Source organism: Peptoniphilus phoceensis, from assembly GCF_001517665.2.
Classification (GTDB): domain Bacteria; phylum Bacillota; class Clostridia; order Tissierellales; family Peptoniphilaceae; genus Peptoniphilus_A; species Peptoniphilus_A timonensis.
In genome coordinates this window covers 413,534-436,963 of record NZ_LN999808.1, presented here as the reverse complement: position 1 = coordinate 436,963, position 23,430 = coordinate 413,534, and the positions used below count along the sequence as shown (strand labels likewise).

The window sequence follows — 23,430 nt, the reverse complement described above, 5'->3', positions numbered from 1 at the left end:
CTTAAAAAATTCAGTTAGCTTGTCAAAGATACCAAACATAGACTTTCTCCTAATTTAAAACATTTGCAAGTAGTGGAATTAATTTAATACCGATTAGTACAATTCCTCCACCAGCCATAAGCTGCTTTATGCCTAATTAGAGATTGTAAAATACTTGTAGTGTGTCTGTATTTCCTATGAAATTGTAGTAAATATCAATTGTTTGGGTGATTTCTCCATTCACTACTTCTTTTTCGTGAACATAGATTTTTGAGATGAGTTCGTTTAAGGTTTCTTTGTCCAGCTTCTTTATATCCCTATGTTTTTTTATGAGTTCAATCCATTTTTTGACATTAATATCTTCAAGATCTTCTTTAACAATCAATTTTTGATTATCTTCTATTCTTTGATTTAGATAATCTTGTTCTTTCTGTGATTTTTCAAGAATTTTTTGGAAGTTACTTTCACTTATCTTGTTATCTAGCCAGTCATCATATAGTCTTTCAATCTTTTTAGTTAAGTCTTCTACTCTTATCTGGTCTTCGTAAATCTTATCCATGATGAATTTTTGTTCTTCTTCATTATCAATTTCTCGTGATTTTTCAAGTGCTTTTATGATTTCTTTTTCATCTTTTAATGCTATTTCTGCATTTTTTCTAATATCTTTAAGCACTATCTCATAAAGAGTATCGTAATAAATTCTATGTTGACTACATAATGATTTTCCATATCTTCTATAAGTGTTACAAGTGAGTAACTTTTCTCTTTTTTTCGATTTGTTTCTTCCAAGATTTAAAGATTTTCCACAATCGGGACATTTCACAATTCCTGCAAATATACTTTCTTCTCCATTTTTAAATGGTCTTCTCCTGCTCTTTAATTTTTCATTTGCTATATTATAAATATCTTCAGAAATAATTGGTTCGTGTGTATTTTCTACTATTATCCATTCCTCTTTGGGTTTATCGGATAACCAACCTACTTTGAATTTATAATTAACTTTTTGACTAGCAATATGACCAATATAAACTGGGTTTTCAATAATTTCTTTTAGGGTTGTGCAGTCCCACCAATACTCTCCACCATCTACGGTCATTTCTAACTTAGTTTTTTTATTTCTAAGTCCTTTTTTTCTATTCCACCAGGTAGGTGTAGGTATTTTTTCTTCAAATAGTCTTCTTCTAATTGCTTGTACTCCATAACCACTAAAAGCAAGATCAAAAATTTTTTCAACAATCCATGAAGTTTCATCATCGATTACTAATTTATGTGGATCTTCATTGTCTTTCCTATATCCTATTGGAGCAAGACAACCAATAAATTTTCCTTGCCTTGCTCTTGTCATATAGGCAGATTTCATCTTTTTAGAAACATCTCTTGAATAAAACTCGTTTAAAACATTTTTAAAAGGAACTATTTCGTTGTTTTCTTGAAAGGTATCTACTCCATCATTTAAAGCTATATATCTGACATTGTTCTTTGGGAAGAAATTTTCTGTATAGTACCCAGTCTGCAAATAGTTTCTTCCAAGTCTTGATAAGTCCTTAGTGATTACTATATCCACTTTTTTATTTTCAATATCTCTAATTAGTCTTTGAAATGATGGTCTATTTGTATTTAATCCAGTATATCCATCATCTATATATACATCGTAAATACTCCAACCCCTTGATTTTACATAGTTTTCTAAAAGTTCCTTTTGGTTTTGTATGCTGGCACTCTCTCCTTTCTGCTCATCATCTTTAGATAGTCTGCAATAAATTGCAGCTTTGAATGAAAAGTGATTTGAATTTGTTTGTATCATTTCCTATTCCTCCTTATTTGAGTTTTCGGAAATAACACAACTTTCTCTAAAACTATTTTTATTATAGCACTCTTTTTTATTACTATCAATATTATATTTGTTATACTCAATTTCATTAGTATTATTTAATTTGCTTGATTTTTTTATTAGTCTTAGAAAAGCGTCCGTATCTGTTCTTCTATCATCATAATTTCTTTTTACAATGTATTTTGTTTGTCTTTTTGTCATAGCTTATCCTTTCATACAATAAAAAAAAGGCGATTAGATTTTTAATTTTCTAATCGCCTTTTAAGTGTCATATTTACATTTTTATTATCTCTGGCATACTTTGATACCTTTTTAGACTTAAAGTCTTTAATAATGCCTTTCCACCTCTTTTTACCTATAAAGATTCTCCTACGTCATAGTTCATTTTTTTATTCCCTCCTTGATGTCTTAGTTTTTCTTTGTCTTCTTCATACCATTTTAAGATTGTCGCATAGTGGTTTTGATAGGTCTTGCCACTACTTTTCATGTATCTTGATAGTTTATTTATCATTATTTCTGTGTGTGAGTTTAATTTTTCTTTAAGGGTCTTATATTCTTCTTTGCTTAACCTTACATTTTTGAATTCTCCATAAAAAATGGGGGTGGACTTTTTATCTATCTCTCCCTCTCTCCCCTTATCTATACTAACCTTATCTAATCTACCCTTATCTATACTGGGTTGACCACTTGACAACCTTTGGTTAACCAGATGACAACCAACTTTTTCTTCTGAAATATATGCTCCATTGTCCGTTTGATAAAGCTGTTGTTTCTGCTCTATATACATTGTTGGCTTATATCTGTCTTTTCTAATATAGTTATTTATCTTCCAATGAGTAATGACGATAATTCCCTGATCAAAGACTATCACAAAGCCTTTGGCAATAAGTATTTTTAGGTCATCTTCATTAGCTCCGATAATTTTGATGATTTTCTTAGGATTATTTACAAAACCATCATCATCTGCCCTCATTGATAGATGAAAATACAGGCATTGACTACTTAGTGGCATATCCAAAAATAAATCGCTATCCACTATCTTTAGTGAAAACATTCTTTTATCTGCCATGCTTTCCTACCTTTCTTCAAATAAAAAAAGACGATAGGTTTTATTTCTACCGCCTTGCGTACATTTATTACGTTTTCAAATTTATTTTAGTTCGTTTTCAATTTCTTCTATGGTTGGTAATGCTCCCTTTAACCTTTCAGGAATTAAGTTTTGTAGTTGATATTCTGAAATTCCAATAGGCTCTCTGGAGCTTTCAGAAGCATATTTTGCCAATACATTATCCTTTGTCTTACAGATTAAAAGACCTATTGTTTGATTATCCCCATCTCCCTTTAATATATGGTTTACAGATGTTACATAGGTTCCAAGTTGCCCTATATCCGCTGGTTTAAATGCGGAAATTTTAACCTCCACAACTACATAGCAATGTAGCTTAATGTTGTAGAATAACATATCAATAAATTCTTCTGAATTTCCAACTACAAGTCTATATTCTCTGCCCACGAACGAAAAACCTGTCCCTAGCTCCAATAAGAATTTTTGAATATTATCCATCAAAGCGTCTTTCAATTCTTTTTCATCATAATTTTGCCTTATAGATATAAAGTCAAAATTATACGGATCTCTCGTCATTTCATTGGCTAAATCACTTTGTGTAGCAGGCAAATTATTTGTGAAATTTGTTATTGCTTTTCCTTGTCTCTCAAATAGATCTGTATCCAAGAAATTTAAAAGCACAGCTCTACTCCAGCTATTTTCTAATGTTTTAGATATAAAGAAAAATGCTTTATTCAAATTTCCCTCACATCTATCCATAATATATCTTTGATGTCCCCATGGGATACTAAAAATCATATTAAAATCTCCACCGACTTTAGATATTTGTAAATCGTCCACAAGCTGTGGACGATTTAATGGCGAATACATTTCATAAAATTTCTTCATATATTTTAAATTAGTAACAGAAAATCCTTTAACATTGGGAATTTCATTTTTTAAATCCGAACTTAATTTTTTATAGAATCCGCTTCCCCATCTGCTTTCTGCCTTTAAGTTAATAATTTCTTCTCCTAAACTATAATAAAACTTTAGCATTTCAGAATTGACCGAAACTGCTGCTTTAAGTTGTCTGCTTGTATATGATCTTTTTATTTTCTCAAGCATTTTTATATATTCACCATCTCCTATAATATCTAAATCTTTTTTATCCATTCTAATCACTCCAATCTGATTCTTTTTATTTTATTCTATCTCTTTCACCAATGGTGGGAGTTTTAATCTTTTTATCACAATCAGCTTACGGTAAACAAGCTCATTTTATCATTACACATTTAGTTTAATTAATGTGATTATACCAAAAATGTTAAATCTTTTCTATCTCTCCCTCTCTCTCTTTATCTATCTCTATATCTTTCTCTATCTCTTGTCGGACATGGGTTGGACTCATTAAGGACAATGTCCTCTGTTTATTTTGTCTGTAAAAAATTCTTTTTTTAATTTTATCCAATAATATCTTTTGTTTGTTGCCATATCTGCTCCTTTCTTGATTTTCGATAATCGAAATTCTTGATTTCCGATTTTCGGAATTCTTGATTTCCGATTTTCGGAAGTCTTGTTATTTTAGTTATTTAAGGGTGTAACTTTTCGTTACTCCCTTAGATTTCTCTGGTCATATCTTTTTTACTTGGTTTTACTTTTTCTTTTACTTTTCTTTTGACTTTTTCTTTTGTCTTATCCTTGTTCTTGGATAGGTCTTTGTATTTCTTTATTTGTTTTAGGATACTTTCTTTTTCTTTTTTATTTTCCTTGGCTATGACTTGCTTAAAGGCATATTCCATTACTTTTATGTCTTTGGCTTGGAAGAATATTTCATAGTTTTTGCTTTCTTTGTTTTTCATTACTGAGAAACTTACTCCAAGTTTGTTTAGTTCTTTTCTTAAGTCTTTGAGGTTGCTTTGATCTATGCTTATATTTTCTAGTTGTCCTTTTTTGTAGAGGTCTTTTATTTTTATTTCATCGCCAATAAGGCTTTTTAGGTTTCCATTTGCTTTTTCTAAAGTATCATTCATCTTTTTTCTAATTTCTTTGTCTAATTTAATTGATTCTTTTGCTGCCTTTATTGTGTATGATATTATGGTTTGTGCTGCTTGCCCTGCTTCTTTGCTTATTTCTTCGTTTATCATGCTTTATCTCCTTTGTTTGAATTAAAAAAAGGGAAGTATAGGCTTTAATTTTTCTATACTTCCCTTTGATTGTTTTTATTTTATTGTTCTTGGTGGTGGAATGCTTTATTTTGATGTTTTTATAGCTTACTTAGGTATTTGTACCTTTTATACTTTAAAATAGCTTACAATGCCTTTCCACCTTTAGTAGTTTATGTGCGTTCTTTTGTCTGATAGATAGTTTTTCATGTTGGAATATATAATCTGTATTTCTTCATTGCTCATCGCTTTTATTTCTTCTGTGCTTTTATAGGTTTTGTATGTTCCATCTTGATCTGCTTTTATGAGTTCATCTATTAGCTCTTGCCTTTTATTCATCTCTATTACCTCCTAGATCTGCCTTTAGTTGTTTGGTCATATTATAGCTTGGATAAGATATTTTTACCAGGTCTTATCTTTCTTGATCCATTTTCTTGTTTTTCATCATTTCTCTGTATTCATTATCTTTAATAACTTGGTCTTGGAATTTTTTAATCTGTGCTATTACACTTGGTTTTTCACCTTGTTTTATTAGCTTATCTATTTCTATGGATAAATCTATGCCAAGTTCTTTGTTTACAAAATCTACTGAATATTTTATATGATTAATTTCCTGGTATTCATCTTTTATCTTGTCTTTTTCTCTATTTATTTCTTCAAGATTTGCCATTAAAAGATTTTTTTCTTCATTCCATTTTTTAGGACTTAGTTTTTCCTTATCTGATAGGAGTTTTTTTAATTTCTCGCTTACTACCTTATATTGGTCTATATCTTTCTTATGTTTGTTATAGAATTTGTCTTTTGTGAATATGTTTTTCTTTTGGTATTCTTCATAAACTCCTTTTTTGGCTTTGTAGATTTCATAGTATAGAATTTTCTTTTCTACATCTTCCATTTCTTTATGGATTGTCTTTGCTTTTTTATTTAGTTTGTAACTATTGGACTTTAAGCTTTCTATTTTTATTTGTAACTGACCAATGGTTTCTATGTTATTTTTTCTTAAATAACTATATGCACTCGTTAGCTTTTTAAAGTCATATTTTTCTTTATTAGTTTTTGCATATCCTTTTAGATATTTACTTTTTTCTTTTTGAATTTCTGAATAAGTTAATAGATAATTTGTTAGATTGAAAAGTTTAGGGTTGTCTATTACCTTATCTCTTTCTATATCCTTAAATTTTTCATAAGCAGTAGTTAGGTTATCTAATAAATTTCCTATCCAACCCTTTAATGTTTTTATCTCTTCTTTTATTGTTTTTACAAGGTTATTATATTTTCTTATTTCTCTATTATAGTTTCCCTTGTCAGTTTCTATTCCCTTTCTTTCCATTGCACTTGCTGCTGATCCTAAATGGATTGTCGGTAGATAATCTGAATTTTGTCTTTTAAAACTTCTATGGTCTACTCTTTTTTCTATCTTGTTTTTTGCTAGGTATTCATTGCAAAGGTCTGAAAAATTTTCTCTCCATTTTTCTACATTGCCTTTATCGTTCCAGGTTGTTAGTTCTACTTTTCTTGTTTTAGGTTTTCCATTTTTGTTTAATACTTTTTCTCCTTTATCATCTAAGATATATTCTTTTTTTGACTTTGCTAAGAACTCTCCTTTTTCGTTTATGGGTCGCATTATGGTCATGATATGACAATGGATATTTCCATTTTTATCTTGACTCTCATCATGGATTGCATAATCTACTATCATTCCTTGTGATGTTAGATTTTCTTTTATAAATCTTTCGACTAGGTTTTTATTTTCACTTAAAGTTAATTCTTTTGGTAGTCCTATTATGAATTGTCTTGCTAGTTGTGCGTTAGAATTTTTTTCTGCCATTTCTACTTTATTCCATAAGGTCGACCTATCATTAAATTCTTTTGGTATATGATCAGGCAATATTATATTTTTTACTAATACTTTTTCTTTTCTTGTATAGTCATGGGTTACACCGTCCCATTCATTTTTTATTTTTTCTCCACTTATATATGCTGCACTTGCTACTGCACTTTTGCCTTTTCCTCTTGATATTATGTTTACTGAAAAATGAAAACTGTCTGCCATTTTTATCACTTCCTTTCTTTTTTGTTGTTTTAGGTGGAGGCTTAATAGATTTTTTATAGCCACCTTGTGAATGAGCGTTTTGAAATGATAGAATAGAAAAAGCCGACTACTGAATTAATTTTTGTTGTTTCAGTATGTCGGCTTAATTGTTACTTTCATTTCAAATTTTAAAAGTCAAGGGCGAGCGTTAGCGAGTTTATTTACCCTTGACTTTTAAAAAGCGAATGGTTGTTGCTCCCTGCAAGGGTTTGGCTCCGCAGGACGCAAGCACCCTTTAGGGTGTATAATTGCGCCCTTAGAAAATCTAAGGGATATTTGATTATTTTATTTTTCTTAATTTTCTCTCATTATTTTTAGTGTTTCTTTGAATTCTTTTGTCTTTGTTGCTTCTTCTAGTAGGATTTTTATTTCTTCATCTGTTAGTTCTTCTGCATTTTCTATAAGGCTTTCTAATATTGCTCCTCTAGTTATTAGCCTATGAGTTCTTTCTTTTCTTCTTTTTATTATGTCTTGTTTTAATATCTTCTTTTCTTGATTTTTTAGTTGCCTTAATCTTTCTTCTGTATCATCAATTTTATCTTTTATTTCTTTTGACTCTTGTCTTATTTGATCTAAATTTTTCATACTGATCTCCTTTCTTGTATTAAAAAAGAGATAACATTTCTGCTATCCCTTTCAAAGTTTCACTATTAAAATTTTATGTCTTTTGAAATATCATCTATGTATCTATAATGATTTTCTATTTTTTATTCTTTCTCCATTTGTTCCATTATTTTTTTATTATTTTATAATAATTTCCTCAAATTTAAGATTTAAAAAGGCTAAGTTTTTCTTACCAATATATCTTATATTGAATTAAAATTGCTACCTTAAATATCTTTCCGATTGTCGCATATACATATTATAATACTCTCCTTTTTTTGCCATCAATTGTTCATGTGAACCACTTTCTTTTATTTTACCATTTTCTAAGAAGTATATTGTATCCATTTTATATAAATTAGACAGATGATGAGATATTAATATTAGAGTCTTATCAGAGCATTTCTCCATCAATAAATCAAATATTTCACTCTCAGCAAGAGGGTCTATATTACTTAATGGTTCATCAAAAATGTATATTTTTTTGTCTTGAGAAAAAATTCTCGCTATTGCAATACGTTGCTCCTCTCCTCCCGAAAATAAAGTCCCTTTATTACTAAATTCTCTAGATATTTCTGTGAATATCCCGTTATCACAATTTTCTATCCTTTGCAACATTCTTAGTACTCGTAGCACTTCTATTACATTCCCAAAATCAACATCTTTCTCTGTTACTTCTTTCATTAAAACATTATCAATTATAGGTAACGAATACATTTTGAAATCCTGAAAAAGAACACTTATATTGTCCCTTATAATATTTATTTTTAAATCTTTATATAATTCATTTTTAAAATATAAACGACCCGATGTGGGATCATATAATCTACACAATAATTTTATTAATGTAGATTTACCTGCTCCATTTTCACCAACTATAGCAACTTTCTCTCCTTGCCTTATTTTCATATTTAGGTTTTCTATGGCATATACATTTGTTTCTGGATACATATAACTAACATTTTCTAACTGTATCTCAAGATTTTTCTCATCAACATAATCTACTTCACCATCATATACTTTTACATTGTATTCCAAAAAATTGAATAGATTTTCTAAATACAAACCATGTTCATATATTTCTGGAATAACCCTGAATAATGTGCTGATATACTCAATCAATCGCTGGTTACTGCCGGCTAGTGCTACAAAATCTCCTATAGAAATTAATTTAAAGAAAACTTTTCGTACAATATAAATTACTGTAATCAGATTAACGCCTTGAACAATCAAGTTCTGAAACACTAATACATATGAGTATTTTTTAGAAAAACTTTTAATTATTTTAATTATATTTGACAAATTATAGTTAAATTTCATTTTAATCAAAGATACGAATCCAGAGTGCATTCTTACATCCTTAGCATATTCTCTATCAGTACTAATTTTAAGAAAATAATCCACTTTTCGCTCTAATGGTGTTATTTTTTCATAAAAATCATATTGCATACTTATAGCTTTTTTATTTAAAAATAAGGACATTAATACACTTGAAAATGAAAATATAATTACAATTGGTTCCATAGTTATTATTAAACCAATAAATGCACCAATTCCTAAAATTGATGTCACAAAATTTGAAAGTGTTTCTTGAATATCTTCTATTCTTTTCTCTATCTGATCTTTAGATTTTTTAAATTCATCGTAATATTCCATTTTTTCAAAACACTCTAGCTCAAATTTAACACTCTTATCAAGCAGTAATTTTTGAAAATGACCCACTATAATTCTTTTGTTTTTAGCTATAAAAAACTGCTCTATAAATATATTTCAAATAAACAAAGTATAAATTTCTAATTATCTTTTTATATTTTCTTAAATGCTCGTAAAGCCTTATTCTATGTGCTTTCGAGTATTTTTACTGTAGGAAGATACTTCACGTTTCTTTGCATATTTCCTCATGTCTTAGCTGTCAGAAGTGGTAAATAAGTAGTAAATTCATTTGTACTACTAAGCAACAAGACGCTCCTGTTGCTTCTCTTTATTCAAGCGTTTCATTTCTGCCATTGCAGAATCGAATGTTGCATGTGCGTAATAGTTCAGCGTCATGGCTATATTAGCATGTCCCATAATGTACTGTAATGCCTTTGGATTCATTCCTGCATTTGCATAGTTGGTACAGAATGTATGTCGCAAACTATGTGGAGTGATGTGTGGCAATTTATCCTCGTTATACTTATTGTATTTCTTAACAAGACCTTTCATCATGCCGTTGTAATCACTTGCCACTTTTGGATAGTTCTTTCTATTAAGAAAGAGGAAATCACTATATCCATCAATCTCAACACGCTTATCATTCTTTCGATTCGCTAACACTCGCTTAAATGCTTGATAGGCTTCTTCAACCATAGGAACTTGACGTTCGCCACTTTTGGTCTTTGGTGTTTCAATGTAGTACCCAATTTCAGTATCTCTCAATAGCTGATGGTCTATATTGACAAGACGATTCTCAAAATCTAAATCTGGAAGTGTCAAACCACCAAACTCTGAAATACGAAGACCTGTTTTTAAGAGTATCAGAATTTCATCATAATTTTTGCTGTAGGTTTTATCAGCTTTTGCAAAGGCTAACAGTTTTTCTTCCTGTTCTTCTGTTAGTACGGTCTTAGGGACAGTATCATCATCAAGAACTGCTTTCAGTTGAAAGTCAAATGGATTCTTCCGAACACAATCATCTTGTATAGCAATATAGAATGAAGCCTTTAAAGAACGTTTGTAGTTATTGATGGTTTGATAAGCATAACCATTTTCACTCATTCTAATAGCCCATTCTTTAGCGTCTGATGGCTTAATACTGTCAATACTTCTTACACCTAACTTGTCTTTCTTCAAAATATCCATAAGATATTTGCGTCCAGTTTCAGTGTTTTTTCTAACCTTTGGTCTTTGAGCGTTCTGTTTTGCGTAAAGCTGGCAGAGTGTCATTTTCTTTCCTACAACATCAATACCATCATGAATGTCTTTCTGTAACTCTGCGATTTTCTCTCTAAGTGAGATACAATCACGCTTTCCTGCTGGTACTCGGTCTGTAGCCACAAGTTTCCACGAGTAAACAAATTGCGGTTCTCCAAATGAATCTATATATTTGTATAAGTATCTTCCGTCTTTTCGTTGGCTCTCTCCAGTCTTTAAGATTCGACCTTTATTGTCACGTCTTTTTTCTGACATGGCATTTGCTCCTTTCCTTTATGGAAAGAGCCTTGATACGACTTAATACTATTTTATCATATACAAGACCCTTTGGCGACGCTAGATTGCGTCCAATGTATCTATAATTTTTTCAAATTGTTTTCGTTTAATCTGAATACGATTGCCATTCATAATCAGCCAATTTGCATTTTTATTTTCCTCTGCCAAGCGTCGTAGCTTGTTTTCGCCAATACGAAAATATTTTGACGCTTCTTCAATGGTTAGGGTATAACGTTCCCAAATAGGAATGTCAGTCTGCTTCATAAAATCCTCCTTTCCAAATCACTTATTTGGATTTCATAAAAGTTGTTTTACCAGCAATCGAACAGCTTTAGCAAAGCTCACGGGAGTTCCACCCCTGCATGGTTCTCATGTAGCCATACTCATTGCCTGCGACGGTTTTATCACGCTCGGACTATTGACTGTATGGGAGTATCATTATCACGATAAGAATGTCGTTGCAGGCAATCCTGCTAAAGATTGCTTCTCGGATCACTAACATGAATCGCTCGCTATCTTTATAAGATAGGTCATGGCGGTTAGTTCCGTTGGCTCTTTTCTTATCGAAACGTATTCGATTACTTTTATTCAGTTTTCAAAGAACAATGGCTCGTTAGCCTATCAAAACACATTGAAAGCTCAATATGCTTTGGTGGAATAACAAACCTCCCTGTTCGGGAAGCGTGGAATGGTTTAGCACGCTTCCACGAAAGGAGAGAGGATATTACTTAATTTCAAATGACAAAATCTTTGTAATCAGTCTGGTTTCCATTCTTCCACGTAAGACTTCATCAACGACCATACTTTGATTGCCATATTCATCTTTCATAAGTCGTAGGGAACGCTTCGTTATGTACCCTCTGTAATGATGTAGAATCTGGTTAATCGCTTCGGTATCGCCATCTGTTGCCTTTACAATGAGAGGAAAGGGAATCATAGGATATTGTGTTTTCATTCTTCAAATTCCTCCATAAACTTTTTAATTAAGGCTAGTCCACTGGTTCTATGCCGATAGACAGTAGAACGGTTCAATTTCAACAGGTCTGCAATTTCTGAATCGCTCATGTCCATAAAGTAAAACAGCAGTAGAATTTCACGTTTCTTGTCTGGCAACTCACGTAATGCTTCACTCAACAAATCATTTTCAACGCCTAATGATAACCCATTGAGTGTAAAAATCTGAAAGTCAGTTGAATAGTTATCTGTTGTCGCAAACTGGCTAACAAGATAATCGCCAACATCCGAAAAGGACACCTCACGCTTTGCAATCCTTGAAAGATAAAGCATATAATTCTTTCGCTCGTCTTCCATAGCACGTTTACAGATATAGTCAAACTGATTTTCTATTGTGGTCTGAAAAGAAGATGGTTTCATGTTTCTCACCCCCTTTCTGTCTAGGAAAGGAAGTGAGCCTTGCTCGTTTATCTCCTTTCACTCTTAGTCCCAATGTGAAAGGGGGATTTGTTGCATTACTGATAAATAAACTTTGTAAAAAAGTTCTGAATAGCCAAAAAAGCATATAAACAGATTTATTTCTCTGTTTACATGCTTCTGTTATTCTATCTATATGATTTATAAAACCACATTGGTGGACGTACTTATCTATTGCAGATAGACGACTTTTTTTGATAAATACTCAATGTGGGGAACTTGATTGTATGTGATATACTTCATGGCGACTTTGACCTCCAACAAACCGCCATTTGGAAGTAAGATACAATATTTTAACAGCATAAATAGCACTACCATATAACGGTTTTTTTTATTGGCGTTTAGTAGTGCTTTTTATTAAATATGAACCTATAAACTATATAACATGTTTTTCTATACCTGTTTCTAATTCAATAGGAACAGTAAAATGTATAGAGGTGGTCTACTATGCGTAAAAAAGAAGATAAATATGATTTTAGAGCCTTTGGTTTAGCCATTAAAGAAGCTCGATTGAAACGAGGTTTAACTCGTGAACAAGTGGGAGCATTGATTGAGATTGACCCACGTTACTTAACTAATATTGAAAATAAGGGGCAACACCCCAGCATACAAGTTCTTTATGACCTTGTATCGTTACTTCATGTTTCCGTTGATGAATTTTTCTTACCTGCTAATAACTTGGTAAAAAGCACCCGACGATTACAGATAGAGAAATACATGGATAGCTTTACAGACAAAGAACTATCCTTAATGGAATCTTTAGCCAGCGGTATCAACGAAGCAAGAAACATCGAAGACTAATTAAAAGAATCCATACATAACGGAAAGAGCCGATAAAATGAGATTGTATTAATCTCATTTTATCGGCTCTACGTCTTTGCGTCTGGCTCTGTAATCACAGTTACTTTGAACTGCTTTATTTCAATTAAATTTTCTTGTCTGCATTTCGGACAATAGAGGGGGAATTTTTTTAATTCAGTATCTTCCCTTATCTTTAATCGTGTTTTATTTCCACATACAGGACACAATATCCACTTGTAGTTTATAATAACTATCTCCTCCTTTACACTTTAATTCAAATCTTTATTAAAGAATATTTCATCTTATTTAACAAGAAACCATATTTATATAACAACATAAAATACACTAAGTTATTTTATTGAACATATATCGTACTTTATCTATCCTACTATTTGGACGACGGGGCTGGCAAACAGGTTCACCGGTAGTAACATGGTACCCTTTTAACTCTGTTAAACAAACACTACGTCCATTTGTAAAGAAAGTTAAATCACTACGATATTCTTGAATACATCGAGCAGGGATTTCTCCACTAAGAATGACCTCATTATTTTTCAATTGAGTGTCTACGATGTTCGCACAATATTTAGGAGCATCGTTGTATGCTCGTGAAAGATATTCCTGTGGCGCATAAATTTTAAAACTAAGATATGGCTCTAACAATTCTGTTCCAGCTTTTTTTAAGACTTGTTCCAATACAATAGGAGCAAGCATTCGAAAATCTGCTGGGGTACTAACAGGGCTATAGTATAAGCCATACTTAAAACAGATTTTACAGTCCGTCACATTCCAACCATATAATCCTTGTTCGCAACCATAGCGTATCCCTTCCATAACTGCATTTTGAAATGATTGATTTAAGTATCCAAGAGAAACCGAGCTCTCATACTGCATTCCACTTCCCAACGGAAGCGGTGATACAGATAAACCAATGGAAGCCCAGAAAGGATTTGGCGGCACTTCGATGTGAATGGTATATTCTGCATTTTTTAACGGTCTCTCCATATAAATGACTGTAGGCTCTTTTAGTTCTATCTCCACATGATACTTTTCTTGCAACAGTGCACTAATCACTTCCATTTGTACTTTCCCTAAGAAAGAAAGTATAATTTCATGTGTCGTAGAATCCACGTAATATCGTAGAAGCGGATCACTATCTGAGATTTCCAAAAGGGCATCAAGCAACATTTCTCTCTGTTCAGGTTTACTCGGTTCAACAGTTGTTTGTAGTAGAGGGTGCGGATTTTCAATCTTTTTTCTCTGTGGCAATAGTTTTGTATCTCCAAGAACACTATTTAACTTCAAAAACTCATTTTGCAAAATAACAATTTCTCCAGAATAAGCTCTATCAATCTTACATAATTCACCATTTATTGAAGTATACATTTCTGTAACTTTTATTTTTTCTTTTTCTGATACTCTAACCGAATCTCGTAAATGTAGTACTCCACTATAAAGGCGTATATATGCAAGACGTTGTCTTTTTTTTGTATATTCAATTTTGAAAACATTTCCGCAAAGTTCAGACGGACCTCGATGTGTTGATGAATAAAATTTATTCGTAATCACTTCTATAAGGTTATCAATCCCTATATTGTTTTTTGCACTTCCGTGATAAACAGGGAACAGGGAACAATTATGAAATCTTATGCTTTCCTCTTGTTCGAGTTCCAATGCTTCTAATGATTTACCGGACATATATTTCTCTAAAAGGTCATCGTTTCCCTCTATTACCGTATCCCATTGTTCAGATTCGGTAAAGTTCGTCACACACATATTAGGATACAGTTCTACCTTCTGTTTGATTACAATTTCGGCAGAAAGTTTCTCTTTAATATCCTGATAAACCGTTGATAAATCAATTCCATTTTGGTCAATCTTATTGATAAAAAAGATTGTGGGAATCCCCATTTTCCTAAGTGCATGAAATAATATACGAGTTTGTGCTTGTACGCCATCTTTTGCAGAAATCAGTAGAATTGCCCCATCTAAAACTGATAATGAACGATATACTTCTGCTAAGAAATCCATATGTCCTGGCGTGTCTATGATGTTCACCTTCGTATTTTCCCACTGAAAAGAGGTTATTCCTGTCTGAATTGTAATTCCTCTCTGACGTTCTAAAAGCGTATTATCCGTCCTCGTTGTACCTTTGTCCACGCTTCCTAATTCTGTAATCGCTCCACTGTTATATAATAAGCTTTCTGTTAAGGTAGTTTTTCCTGCATCAACATGAGCTAAAACTCCAATATTAATAATTTTCATGTGATTTTCCTCCATTCAAAAACCCAAAAGGGCATAAAAATCCCAGTGATAAATACTTTTATCACTGGGATTTTTATGCATAACCATAGGTATACAAAGCATACAGATATTCTCTGGATACTTTAGAATCACATGATAAAGGTATTCTTAAACTGGGTACAAAAAACTAAGCCCTCCTAAAAAAGGACATCTAATTATTTGTTCCCGCTATCAAATTGACAGTTTATTTAAGAATACCTTGCCGCATATTTATTAACTCCTTTTAAATAGTCACTTAAATAATAGCACGTAAGAGCATATTTGTAAAGGAATCTCCAATTTTTTATCAAAAAGAGTACATGATTACAAAGTATCTGTAATCATGTACCAATATTTGTTATTTTACAATCTTCCAATTACTCCCGTTCTTTTCAAGTACCAAATCAAATTGAGATACCTGCGTTGCTTTGGTCTGCTGGTCGATATACTCCACTGTCAGCGATACCGTGACTTGATTATCCTTACGATTGTGAATAGGATTTACCAGTTCTTGAAAGATGTACTCTTTTCCGATTGGTTTTAATATCCCGTCATTCACATAGTAGGAAAGTTCACTGGCTGTCGCTGTAGGATAGAGCTTGAAGAACGTCGTTAAAAACTCATTGATTTCATTGGTTGTAATGGAATCAACCGTCCCCTCACTTTCAATGGCTTTTGGTTTATAACTTGATTTCTTAGGTATGTTGGTAATGGTCGGATTCTTAACCAGTACCATATTTCCAGAACCATCTACATAGACACTCACTATATAAGCAGAGTGGACGGTCTTTGTATTTTCTCCCTCTGTAATGAGCTGGTCTACACTGTAGGTTACATTAAACTCATTGTCGCCAGTTGGCTCTACCGTCCATATCTGAAATCCTCTTACAGAAGACGATACAGGAATATCTTTGCGTACTGTATCAACATTGAGAGCTTGAAGTTCATCTGTCAGATAGCCTTTTAGACTTTCCATTCGATTATCAATGGACTTATCGGATTGCTCCCATGAATAGTAGACTTTCGCAAAGTTCTCTACAAAATTTTCTACATGATGAGTATCAACGTATTCCTTTTCTATGATAGTTGTTTCGTGAATAGTATGAGTATCAATAGCTGTAAAGTGCTTGAATATCGCAAAGCTGAAACTAAGCCCTAAAAGTACCCACAAGGCAATCACAACCTTTTTATGAGGATTGACCTTATAGTATACACGGATAAATATTCCCATCTGTATCAAATGCTAAGCTCTTATATCCAGCTCCACACCTATTTTGATTCAACGAATTACTAGCAAGTGGTAACCCTCTTCTTTTTTCAAAATACGCTACACTATGGGTCAAATATCTACCACTTTCAAACATGTAATCCGCAAGTTCTTTAAGTTGATTTTCAAATATACTTGGATCTTCTTCTTTCCAAACATCTTCATAAACTAAATTCGACTCAACATTTTTAAATCCAAGATCCCATAAGTGAATTATACTATCTTTTAGATATACTAAATCCTCACTTGAAAATGTCGATTTTTGAAATATTTCATCCTCATAGTCTTGTTTGTATTTGTAAAACGATTTAATAACCTTGTCATAAGAACCTTTTCCATCCCTAGTAATTCTTGTTAAATCATGTTTTTCTTTAGTTCCATCAATACTGAATCCAAATCCAGCATGATACCTGTGCTTTTTTAAATAATCTTCCATTATTTTTGAATCATATAATGTCCCATTTGTGGAAAAGGAAAATTGAAGATTATTAAACCATTTATGCCTTTTGCTATATAGCAACAGACAGATATAATCGCTTATTTTATCTATCAATTCCATTTCTAATAATGGTTCTCCACCAATAAAATCAATCAATAAATTATCTGATAAGTTATTACAATATGGATCATTCACAATAAAGTCTACTATTTTTTTGGCTGTTTCAAATGTCATCTTTTTGAAATTATTCTTCCCAACCATATAACAATATGTACATTCCAGATTACATTCTTCTGTTACACACATAGTTACATTTAAATAATTACCTTTTTCCCATGATATTTTAGAAATCCTATCATTTCGAAATGATCTACTAAGTATTGAATTTATGTCTGCTATAGCCATCATTTTCCTCCTAAGTATCTAATTTTAGATTTTCCATTCTTTTTGAATTCAATACGCATGATGTTATTAATAACATCAAATATATTACACAAAGTGCAACATTTCCACCTGACTTAGAAAATCCAAGTTTATTAACCACAAATATCTCTATAGCTACAAGCACAATAGAGCCAATTAGCCCTATTACTAACCACAAATCACCTTTATCTAAATCAATAAAGTACAAAGCCAAGTAAAATATTGATACCATTTGTAGAATAAAAGCTAACAAAATATTTAATAAAATAATAAAATCCGAAAAACCATAATCAAAATAATGCTTACCTGCATGAATTGATATATAATTCAGGATTACTAACATTAATACAGACAGAAAAATAATAACTATTTGACTTACATATTTTGACAAAATTATGTTTTTCTTTTTTATCGGTAACATGAACTCGTATTTATACAATTTTAAATCATAATCTTTTCTCTGTGATAAAAGTATTAATAAACTGTTGGAGAATATTACAACTGCGCAATATGCAAAAACAAGCATTTGCGTGCTAGAAAAAAGATTTATCAAAATCCAAATTGTAAGCAAAAACGCATTCATTACACATATGTTTTTAATATTTTTATAATATATTTCTAATAATAGACCTTTCATATATTAGGATTCTCCTCCCTCTGTCAAAATCAGCAAAATTTCATCAAAATTAGGTTTATTTACAACAAATTCTTTATACTTATTCTTTATCTTCGATATATCTTTTACTAAAATATTTACTCTCCCATATTCTCTCCTATATGAAATTATGTCTGTTTTATCGACTTTTTCTAAATCCGTATCATTACAACGAAGTATCCCATAGTTATATAACAATTCATCTTTTTCTTCGCTCAACACGACTTTACCATTATCCATAAAAACTATATAATCAGCTATTTTTTCCAAGTCTGTTGTAATATGTGATGATATATATACCGAGTGTTCTGGGTTTTCTATAAATTCTAATAATATACATAAAATCTCATCTCTACTTACTGGGTCTAACCCTGAAGTAATTTCATCTAATATGAGAAGTTTTGTTTCATGAGACAATGCTATAGCCAACGATAACTTTTTTTTCATTCCAAATGAAAATTGCTTAGTTTTCTTGTCTATTGGCAAATTAAATCGATTCAAATAATTTTTAAAACTATCTTCTTCCCAATTACTATAATTAAATTTCATTACCTCATTTATCTCATTAGGCGTTAATAATAATGAAAAGTTTGGGTCATCTAAAACAACACCTATGTGTTTTTTAATATCTACTTGATTACAATCTTCAGTACCAAATATCTCTATTTTTCCATCATCTTTTTGAAACATTCCAAGTATACAAGAAATAGTAGTACTTTTCCCCGCTCCATTTCTTCCTATATTTCCTACAATAGATCCATAAGGTACTTCAATATTTATATTTTTCAAAGAAAAATCATTTGTTTTATTCTTTTTATTTAATCCAGATACCCTTAATGCTAATTTATTTTCATATGAATCCATCATTGCCCCTCCTCATATATCTTTTTTATTAAATCTATCAAATCATCTATTGAAATAGAACTTGATTGTATGCTCTTGACAATTTTCTTAGCTAAATCTTCCACTTCTTTATATGTTTCTATTTTTTGTAATTCAATATTTCTTGCTGATATAAAACTGCCTTTGCCATGAATAGTTTCAATAAATCCATCTTTTTGTAAATTTTCATAAGCCTTTTGAACTGTAATTACAGCTACCTTAAGATTTCTAGCCAATACTCTCATAGATGGTATAGAATCTCCAGTTTTCAAATCTTCATTCATAATTTGTTTTTTTATCTGATTTTCGATTTGTTCATAAATCGGTTCGCTAGAATCGGTATTTATTATAATATTGATATTGCACCTCCTGTTTCAGAAGTGTACTTATGTGTACTTGTTATTTTAATAATACCACCAATAAAAATTTTTTTCAACCCCCTTAATTTCCCAATTTTGAGTATAAAAAAAGACGATATAGTTTTAATTTCTATCGTCTAAATCAAATTATTCTAATATACGTCAAATTTATGTTACTAAAGTACTAATTTCTTCCATTTTCTAACCTTAGTTCTAAATGTACCAAATGGTGCTACTGTATTTACATGAATAAATTTATACACTTCCCAAGTTGCTGTTTTTGTTGCTTCATCTGCCCATTTTCTCATATGAGGTTTAAATAATTCTTCTTCTGTTAGCTCATCTATCATAAGATAAATATCTTCAATATTTTTTGTTAATTGTTCTTTTAGTTCCTTTAAAGATTTATGAGCGTAAGCTTCTGTAAACCATTGATATAATTCGGCTAATTGATTCCACTTGAATTTATCTGATGGTGTTTTTACTTCAAGTCCTTTTTTCTCATCTTCTTCCCATTTCAATACTAAAGCTGTCCAACCTACTTGATAGGCAAGATTTTCTGCTGGTGTCCTATCAACTTCGTCTACTCTTTTATCTTTTAATTCTTCTGGGATATTATCAAACTCTGAAATATATTTTGCAAAAGTTTTTTTAATCTCATTTTTTAATTCTTCCTTACTTTCATAAGACCTCATATGCCTACCTCCATGGTTTGTATATAGATATTTTGCCAAAAATAATTATATCTTAATATTTAATCATAATCTTCCAGTAACTTGTAATTCTTATGTTTTGTGATATCAAATTTATCAGATAGTAAAAGTCTTACTACTCTTATCTGGTATATACACGTGCCTCCATCCATTACTGTTATTTCAATAAAATTTTAGATAACTTTATTAAGATTTTCTTTGATTCCTTATAAATCAAGTTTAAAGAACTATAAGAATTTAAATCTCTTGTTCAAATTCATCTTCAAAACTAATAATATCATTAGGAGTGCAAGATAGAGCCTTACATATTCTTTCTAAATTCTTAAATGTAATTGGTTTATCCTTGCCCATTTGTGCCATAACATTTGTTGTAAGCCCTGCCATAGCTATTACATCAGTTTTCTTTAAACCTTTTTTTGCTAACTGTATCCATAATGGTTTATAGTTAAGTGCCATAATATCCCTCTTTTTATGTTCATTAGATTTATTTAATTATAGCATAAATATTGATTTCATTCAATCTTACATTGATTTAGTGATTTATTTTAGAGAATTTGTTGTGTTATTCCGTCCTTATTTTGCCATAAATTGCTTAATACCTTGGGATTTAGCACCAGATAGTGATAGGTAATCCTTTGATGTTATCTCCGGATTTTCCCCCACTTCACACCGTGCATGCGACTTTCACCGCACACGGCGTTCCATCACAAGAAAGATTTTCACGTTTTAACTAAGACTTACACACTTCGTAACAAATTATTTTTTTCTAAATTAGTGGCAATCCTGCCATTTTTCTAAGCTTATTACATTTCTCGATCTGCTTGACCGTTAAGCCAAGCTCTTTTATATATTTTTGGATTGTATCTTCTTTTGTTGCATGGATAAGTATATGAACTGCTTCTGTAACAAGAATTAAGTTGCTATAACTGTCTGTACCGCCTTGTTCAAGCGGTATCTTGTGATGGCAATGTATATCGTTTGGTGTAAGTTTTACACCTGTTACCTCACATCTGCCATATTGAGCTGCAAAGAGCGAGATTCTGTTGTCTGCAAACTCTATACTCTTATCAAGTACAGGATGTCTCATCAACCAAACAAGTGTATCTACATCAATTTGCAGATTTTTATGAATAAAAGCTCTGCCCTTTACAGTGTATTTATTTACAACCTTTTTCTTGTGTTTTGCGTCCTTTGTCCTAATATATCCAGCTGGAATTAGCGGATGTCCATTAAGGAAGCGAATTTGTTTACTTTTTCCATATTTTTCTTTGATAAATCCTTTGTTTAGCGTTCCACTGGTTTTAATATCAAGTCTGTTGTTCATCTGCTTTTTAATGTGAAAGGCTATTTTAGCAAAGTCCAAACTTACATTTGTTGCTATTTGGTAGTAATTATGCAAGCCTGAAACAGTGGCATTATACTTGGCTATTGCTTTGTACTGTTCCTTTTCGTTTGCAGGTCTTTTTATATCCGCAACACATTTAGAAATATTTTCTTTTGCATTTTTCAGTGCCTTATCACTTATATGCGACTGTACAACAAACTTTTTGCCTTTTGGTTTAACCTTAAGCTTAAATCCTAAGAACTCCGAATACCTTTGTTTTAGATTTGTTATTTTAGATTTTTCTTCACTCACATTTAGTTTTAATCGGTCTTGCAACCATTTTGTAACTGCCTGATAGGTTCTTTTTGCATCGTAGTAATTACGGCAAAATATCTTAAAATCATCAGCATACCTTACAATGTATATTTCTTTTAGGTTGCTTGTTCTTAAAGCTCTGTAAGTATGGCTTTTTATCTCTGTTCCTTGACTGTTCGTTCTCTGTTTATATGGATAATGCGTAGGCATTGTCAGCCATTGAGATGAAACCCACCAATCTAATTCGTTCAAGACTACATTAGATAGTAGCGGTGATAATATTCCGCCTTGTGGTGTTCCCTTTGTTGGTGTAATTACCTTTTTATCGGGCATAACTATGTCTGCTTTAAGCATTTCCTTAATGATACAAAGTAACTTTTTGTCATGGATTCCTAAATTCCAAAGCTGCCTTATGAGCTTTGCATGATATACGTTATCGAAAAATCCTTGTATATCAATATCGACTACATAGTGTAAGTGCTGTATCTGCATTAGTCTTGCACATTCTGCAATAGCGTGTTCCGTACTCCTGTTAGGTCGAAACCCATAGGAACTGTCATGAAACTTGGCTTCACATATCGGCTCTAATATTTGCAAGATACATTGTTGTACAATTCTATCTACAATAGTTGGTATTCCTAAAGGTCTAATTTTCCCATTAGGCTTTCGCATTTCCACTCTCTTTACAGGGCGTGGCTTATACCAATGAAACTGTTTTTGTATGAGAGAAATGTATTCTTCTTCATTTAGCCTTGATAGATGTTTTATTGTTCTGCCATCTACCCCAGCCGTATGACTTCCTTTGTTCCCTTTTATACTACGATAGGCAAGTTTAATATTTTCTCTTGAAGTTATCAACTCCATTAAATTTGAAAATACTTTATTATTACCGCTATCTTCATATAAATCATCAAGGACTTTTTGCAAGTCATAGTATTCCGTATAACGGATTTTGTTTTGTTTCAGTGTTTGTTTCGAAGTGGACACAGTCACCATCTCCTTTCGGATTTGATTTTCTTTGTCATACTCGAAGCTGTGTTTGTCTTAATTTCAGTTCTTGTACTTTCCTGTGACTGGTGGCTATCCCTCCACGAACTTATTATTTTCGCTTCATAGGTACTGTGCCACCACTTTCACCGAGATAAAGAATAGTTATATGCTGTTTTTTTCAGTCATTTTCCCATTCAACACTTCATTAGCATTAGACTGCTTCCATGCTCTTGGCTTACCACGTTCCGACAATCTTATCTTTGAATACGTTTAGGTTCTTCCTCTAAGCCTGTGTTTAGTTTTCACCATATCGCCTGTAACGATATATGGATTTTCATAACAACCATTCTTACTCATCCACAAACACCCCATCTTTGATGGGAATTGCCGTTAGGCAAATTCAAACGTTTAGACCCTTACATTCGGAAGTACGTCAGTGCTTTGGTATACACATTCTCACCATGCGTATTCGACACCCGACATATAGATAGCACCGTCCACCTCTGAACAGCTTTCGTGTCTGATGTTAATATCAGTCTTACGGCTACTCTCTGCCGACTTCACCGAGCTTTTGACAATGAAATAGTCTAATATTCATTGCCAATCGGAGTATCAGTGTAGGCATTTCAGGGCGTTACCCCGTC

The 23,430-nt window shown here is 31.8% G+C and carries 26 protein-coding genes and 1 pseudogene; 1 reads left to right on the top strand and 26 read right to left on the bottom strand.

Annotated features, from left to right (window positions below):
• Positions 1-49: 49 nt before the first annotated feature.
• From BN3657_RS04130 to BN3657_RS04060, 14 genes are all read right to left on the bottom strand, one after another.
• Positions 50-130, bottom strand: a complete 81-nt coding sequence (locus BN3657_RS04130; RefSeq protein WP_425277032.1) for a Maff2 family mobile element protein — start codon at positions 128-130, stop codon at positions 50-52.
• 6 nt (positions 131-136) lie between these two features.
• Positions 137-1,783, bottom strand: coding sequence for a recombinase family protein (locus BN3657_RS04125; protein ID WP_062551880.1), 1,647 nt, complete (start codon positions 1,781-1,783; stop codon positions 137-139).
• Positions 1,784-1,786: 3 nt separating this feature from the next.
• Positions 1,787-2,011, bottom strand: a complete 225-nt coding sequence (locus BN3657_RS04120; RefSeq protein ID WP_007516568.1) for a hypothetical protein — start codon at positions 2,009-2,011, stop codon at positions 1,787-1,789.
• Between the two features lie 154 nt (positions 2,012-2,165).
• The gene (locus BN3657_RS04115) at positions 2,166-2,879 is read right to left on the bottom strand and encodes a hypothetical protein (RefSeq protein WP_062551879.1); all 714 of its coding nucleotides are present in this window, start codon (positions 2,877-2,879) and stop codon (positions 2,166-2,168) included.
• A gap of 81 nt (positions 2,880-2,960) precedes the next feature.
• A complete protein-coding gene (locus BN3657_RS04110; RefSeq protein WP_062551878.1) occupies positions 2,961-4,031 on the bottom strand; it encodes a PDDEXK nuclease domain-containing protein in 1,071 nt (356 codons plus the stop codon).
• A gap of 443 nt (positions 4,032-4,474) precedes the next feature.
• A complete protein-coding gene (locus tag BN3657_RS04100) occupies positions 4,475-5,002 on the bottom strand; it encodes a PcfB family protein (protein WP_009345651.1) in 528 nt (175 codons plus the stop codon).
• A gap of 183 nt (positions 5,003-5,185) precedes the next feature.
• Positions 5,186-5,359 (bottom strand): hypothetical protein, encoded by a 174-nt coding sequence (locus BN3657_RS08550; RefSeq protein WP_062551877.1) that lies wholly within the window; start codon positions 5,357-5,359, stop codon positions 5,186-5,188.
• A 73-nt stretch (positions 5,360-5,432) separates the two neighbouring features.
• Positions 5,433-7,073 carry a MobQ family relaxase gene (gene mobQ / locus BN3657_RS04095; protein WP_062551876.1) on the bottom strand — a complete coding sequence of 547 codons (1,641 nt, stop codon included), beginning with the start codon at positions 7,071-7,073 and terminating at the stop codon, positions 5,433-5,435.
• Between the two features lie 333 nt (positions 7,074-7,406).
• Positions 7,407-7,697: a DUF3847 domain-containing protein gene (locus BN3657_RS04090; protein ID WP_009346049.1), complete on the bottom strand. Its 291-nt coding sequence runs from the start codon at positions 7,695-7,697 to the stop codon at positions 7,407-7,409.
• Positions 7,698-7,937: 240 nt separating this feature from the next.
• On the bottom strand, positions 7,938-9,371 hold the full coding sequence (locus BN3657_RS04085) for an ATP-binding cassette domain-containing protein (protein ID WP_225791830.1): 1,434 nt from the start codon (positions 9,369-9,371) through the stop codon (positions 7,938-7,940).
• 294 nt (positions 9,372-9,665) lie between these two features.
• Positions 9,666-10,883, bottom strand: a complete 1,218-nt coding sequence (locus BN3657_RS04080) for a tyrosine-type recombinase/integrase (RefSeq protein ID WP_001291561.1) — start codon at positions 10,881-10,883, stop codon at positions 9,666-9,668.
• An 81-nt stretch (positions 10,884-10,964) separates the two neighbouring features.
• A complete protein-coding gene (locus tag BN3657_RS04075) occupies positions 10,965-11,168 on the bottom strand; it encodes an excisionase (RefSeq protein WP_000814511.1) in 204 nt (67 codons plus the stop codon).
• 460 nt (positions 11,169-11,628) lie between these two features.
• The gene (locus tag BN3657_RS04065; protein WP_000857133.1) at positions 11,629-11,859 is read right to left on the bottom strand and encodes a helix-turn-helix domain-containing protein; all 231 of its coding nucleotides are present in this window, start codon (positions 11,857-11,859) and stop codon (positions 11,629-11,631) included.
• Positions 11,856-12,278, bottom strand: coding sequence for a sigma-70 family RNA polymerase sigma factor (locus tag BN3657_RS04060; RefSeq protein WP_062551875.1), 423 nt, complete (start codon positions 12,276-12,278; stop codon positions 11,856-11,858). Before BN3657_RS04060 ends, BN3657_RS04065 begins: the two co-directional genes overlap by 4 nt.
• Positions 12,279-12,782: 504 nt before the next feature.
• Here BN3657_RS04060 and BN3657_RS04055 point away from each other — a divergent pair.
• Complete coding sequence (locus BN3657_RS04055; protein ID WP_001227347.1) at positions 12,783-13,136, top strand: helix-turn-helix transcriptional regulator; 354 nt, start codon at positions 12,783-12,785, stop codon at positions 13,134-13,136.
• Positions 13,137-13,204: 68 nt separating this feature from the next.
• Here the strand turns inward: BN3657_RS04055 and BN3657_RS04050 are convergent, their stop codons facing one another.
• From BN3657_RS04050 to ltrA, 12 genes and pseudogenes are all read right to left on the bottom strand, one after another.
• Positions 13,205-13,363: a cysteine-rich KTR domain-containing protein gene (locus BN3657_RS04050; RefSeq protein WP_062551874.1), complete on the bottom strand. Its 159-nt coding sequence runs from the start codon at positions 13,361-13,363 to the stop codon at positions 13,205-13,207.
• A 118-nt stretch (positions 13,364-13,481) separates the two neighbouring features.
• A complete protein-coding gene (gene tet(M) / locus BN3657_RS04045) occupies positions 13,482-15,401 on the bottom strand; it encodes a tetracycline resistance ribosomal protection protein Tet(M) (protein WP_000691727.1) in 1,920 nt (639 codons plus the stop codon).
• Between the two features lie 15 nt (positions 15,402-15,416).
• Positions 15,417-15,503, bottom strand: coding sequence for a tetracycline resistance determinant leader peptide (locus BN3657_RS04040; protein ID WP_011058339.1), 87 nt, complete (start codon positions 15,501-15,503; stop codon positions 15,417-15,419).
• Positions 15,504-15,777: 274 nt separating this feature from the next.
• Positions 15,778-16,650, bottom strand: a complete 873-nt coding sequence (locus BN3657_RS04035; protein WP_062551873.1) for a conjugal transfer protein — start codon at positions 16,648-16,650, stop codon at positions 15,778-15,780.
• Positions 16,622-17,533, bottom strand: a complete 912-nt coding sequence (locus tag BN3657_RS04030; protein ID WP_082676819.1) for a radical SAM protein — start codon at positions 17,531-17,533, stop codon at positions 16,622-16,624. Before BN3657_RS04030 ends, BN3657_RS04035 begins: the two co-directional genes overlap by 29 nt.
• 7 nt (positions 17,534-17,540) lie before the next feature.
• The gene (locus tag BN3657_RS04025; protein ID WP_009346091.1) at positions 17,541-18,185 is read right to left on the bottom strand and encodes an ABC-2 transporter permease; all 645 of its coding nucleotides are present in this window, start codon (positions 18,183-18,185) and stop codon (positions 17,541-17,543) included.
• Between the two features lie 3 nt (positions 18,186-18,188).
• Positions 18,189-19,070 carry an ABC transporter ATP-binding protein gene (locus BN3657_RS04020; protein WP_009346093.1) on the bottom strand — a complete coding sequence of 294 codons (882 nt, stop codon included), beginning with the start codon at positions 19,068-19,070 and terminating at the stop codon, positions 18,189-18,191.
• Positions 19,067-19,396: a GntR family transcriptional regulator gene (locus BN3657_RS04015; protein WP_255348613.1), complete on the bottom strand. Its 330-nt coding sequence runs from the start codon at positions 19,394-19,396 to the stop codon at positions 19,067-19,069. The genes BN3657_RS04020 and BN3657_RS04015 overlap by 4 nt, the downstream gene beginning before the upstream one ends.
• A 224-nt stretch (positions 19,397-19,620) precedes the next feature.
• Entirely contained in the window at positions 19,621-20,139 is a 519-nt protein-coding gene (locus tag BN3657_RS04010) for a ClbS/DfsB family four-helix bundle protein (protein WP_004830103.1), read from the bottom strand.
• Positions 20,140-20,201: 62 nt separating this feature from the next.
• A pseudogene (locus BN3657_RS08690) lies at positions 20,202-20,321 on the bottom strand (conjugal transfer protein); the annotation flags it as partial.
• 73 nt (positions 20,322-20,394) lie between these two features.
• On the bottom strand, positions 20,395-20,613 hold the full coding sequence (locus BN3657_RS04000) for a helix-turn-helix domain-containing protein (RefSeq protein WP_004830100.1): 219 nt from the start codon (positions 20,611-20,613) through the stop codon (positions 20,395-20,397).
• Positions 20,614-20,923: 310 nt separating this feature from the next.
• On the bottom strand, positions 20,924-22,783 hold the full coding sequence (gene ltrA / locus BN3657_RS03995; RefSeq protein ID WP_062551871.1) for a group II intron reverse transcriptase/maturase: 1,860 nt from the start codon (positions 22,781-22,783) through the stop codon (positions 20,924-20,926).
• Positions 22,784-23,430 lie beyond the last annotated feature (647 nt).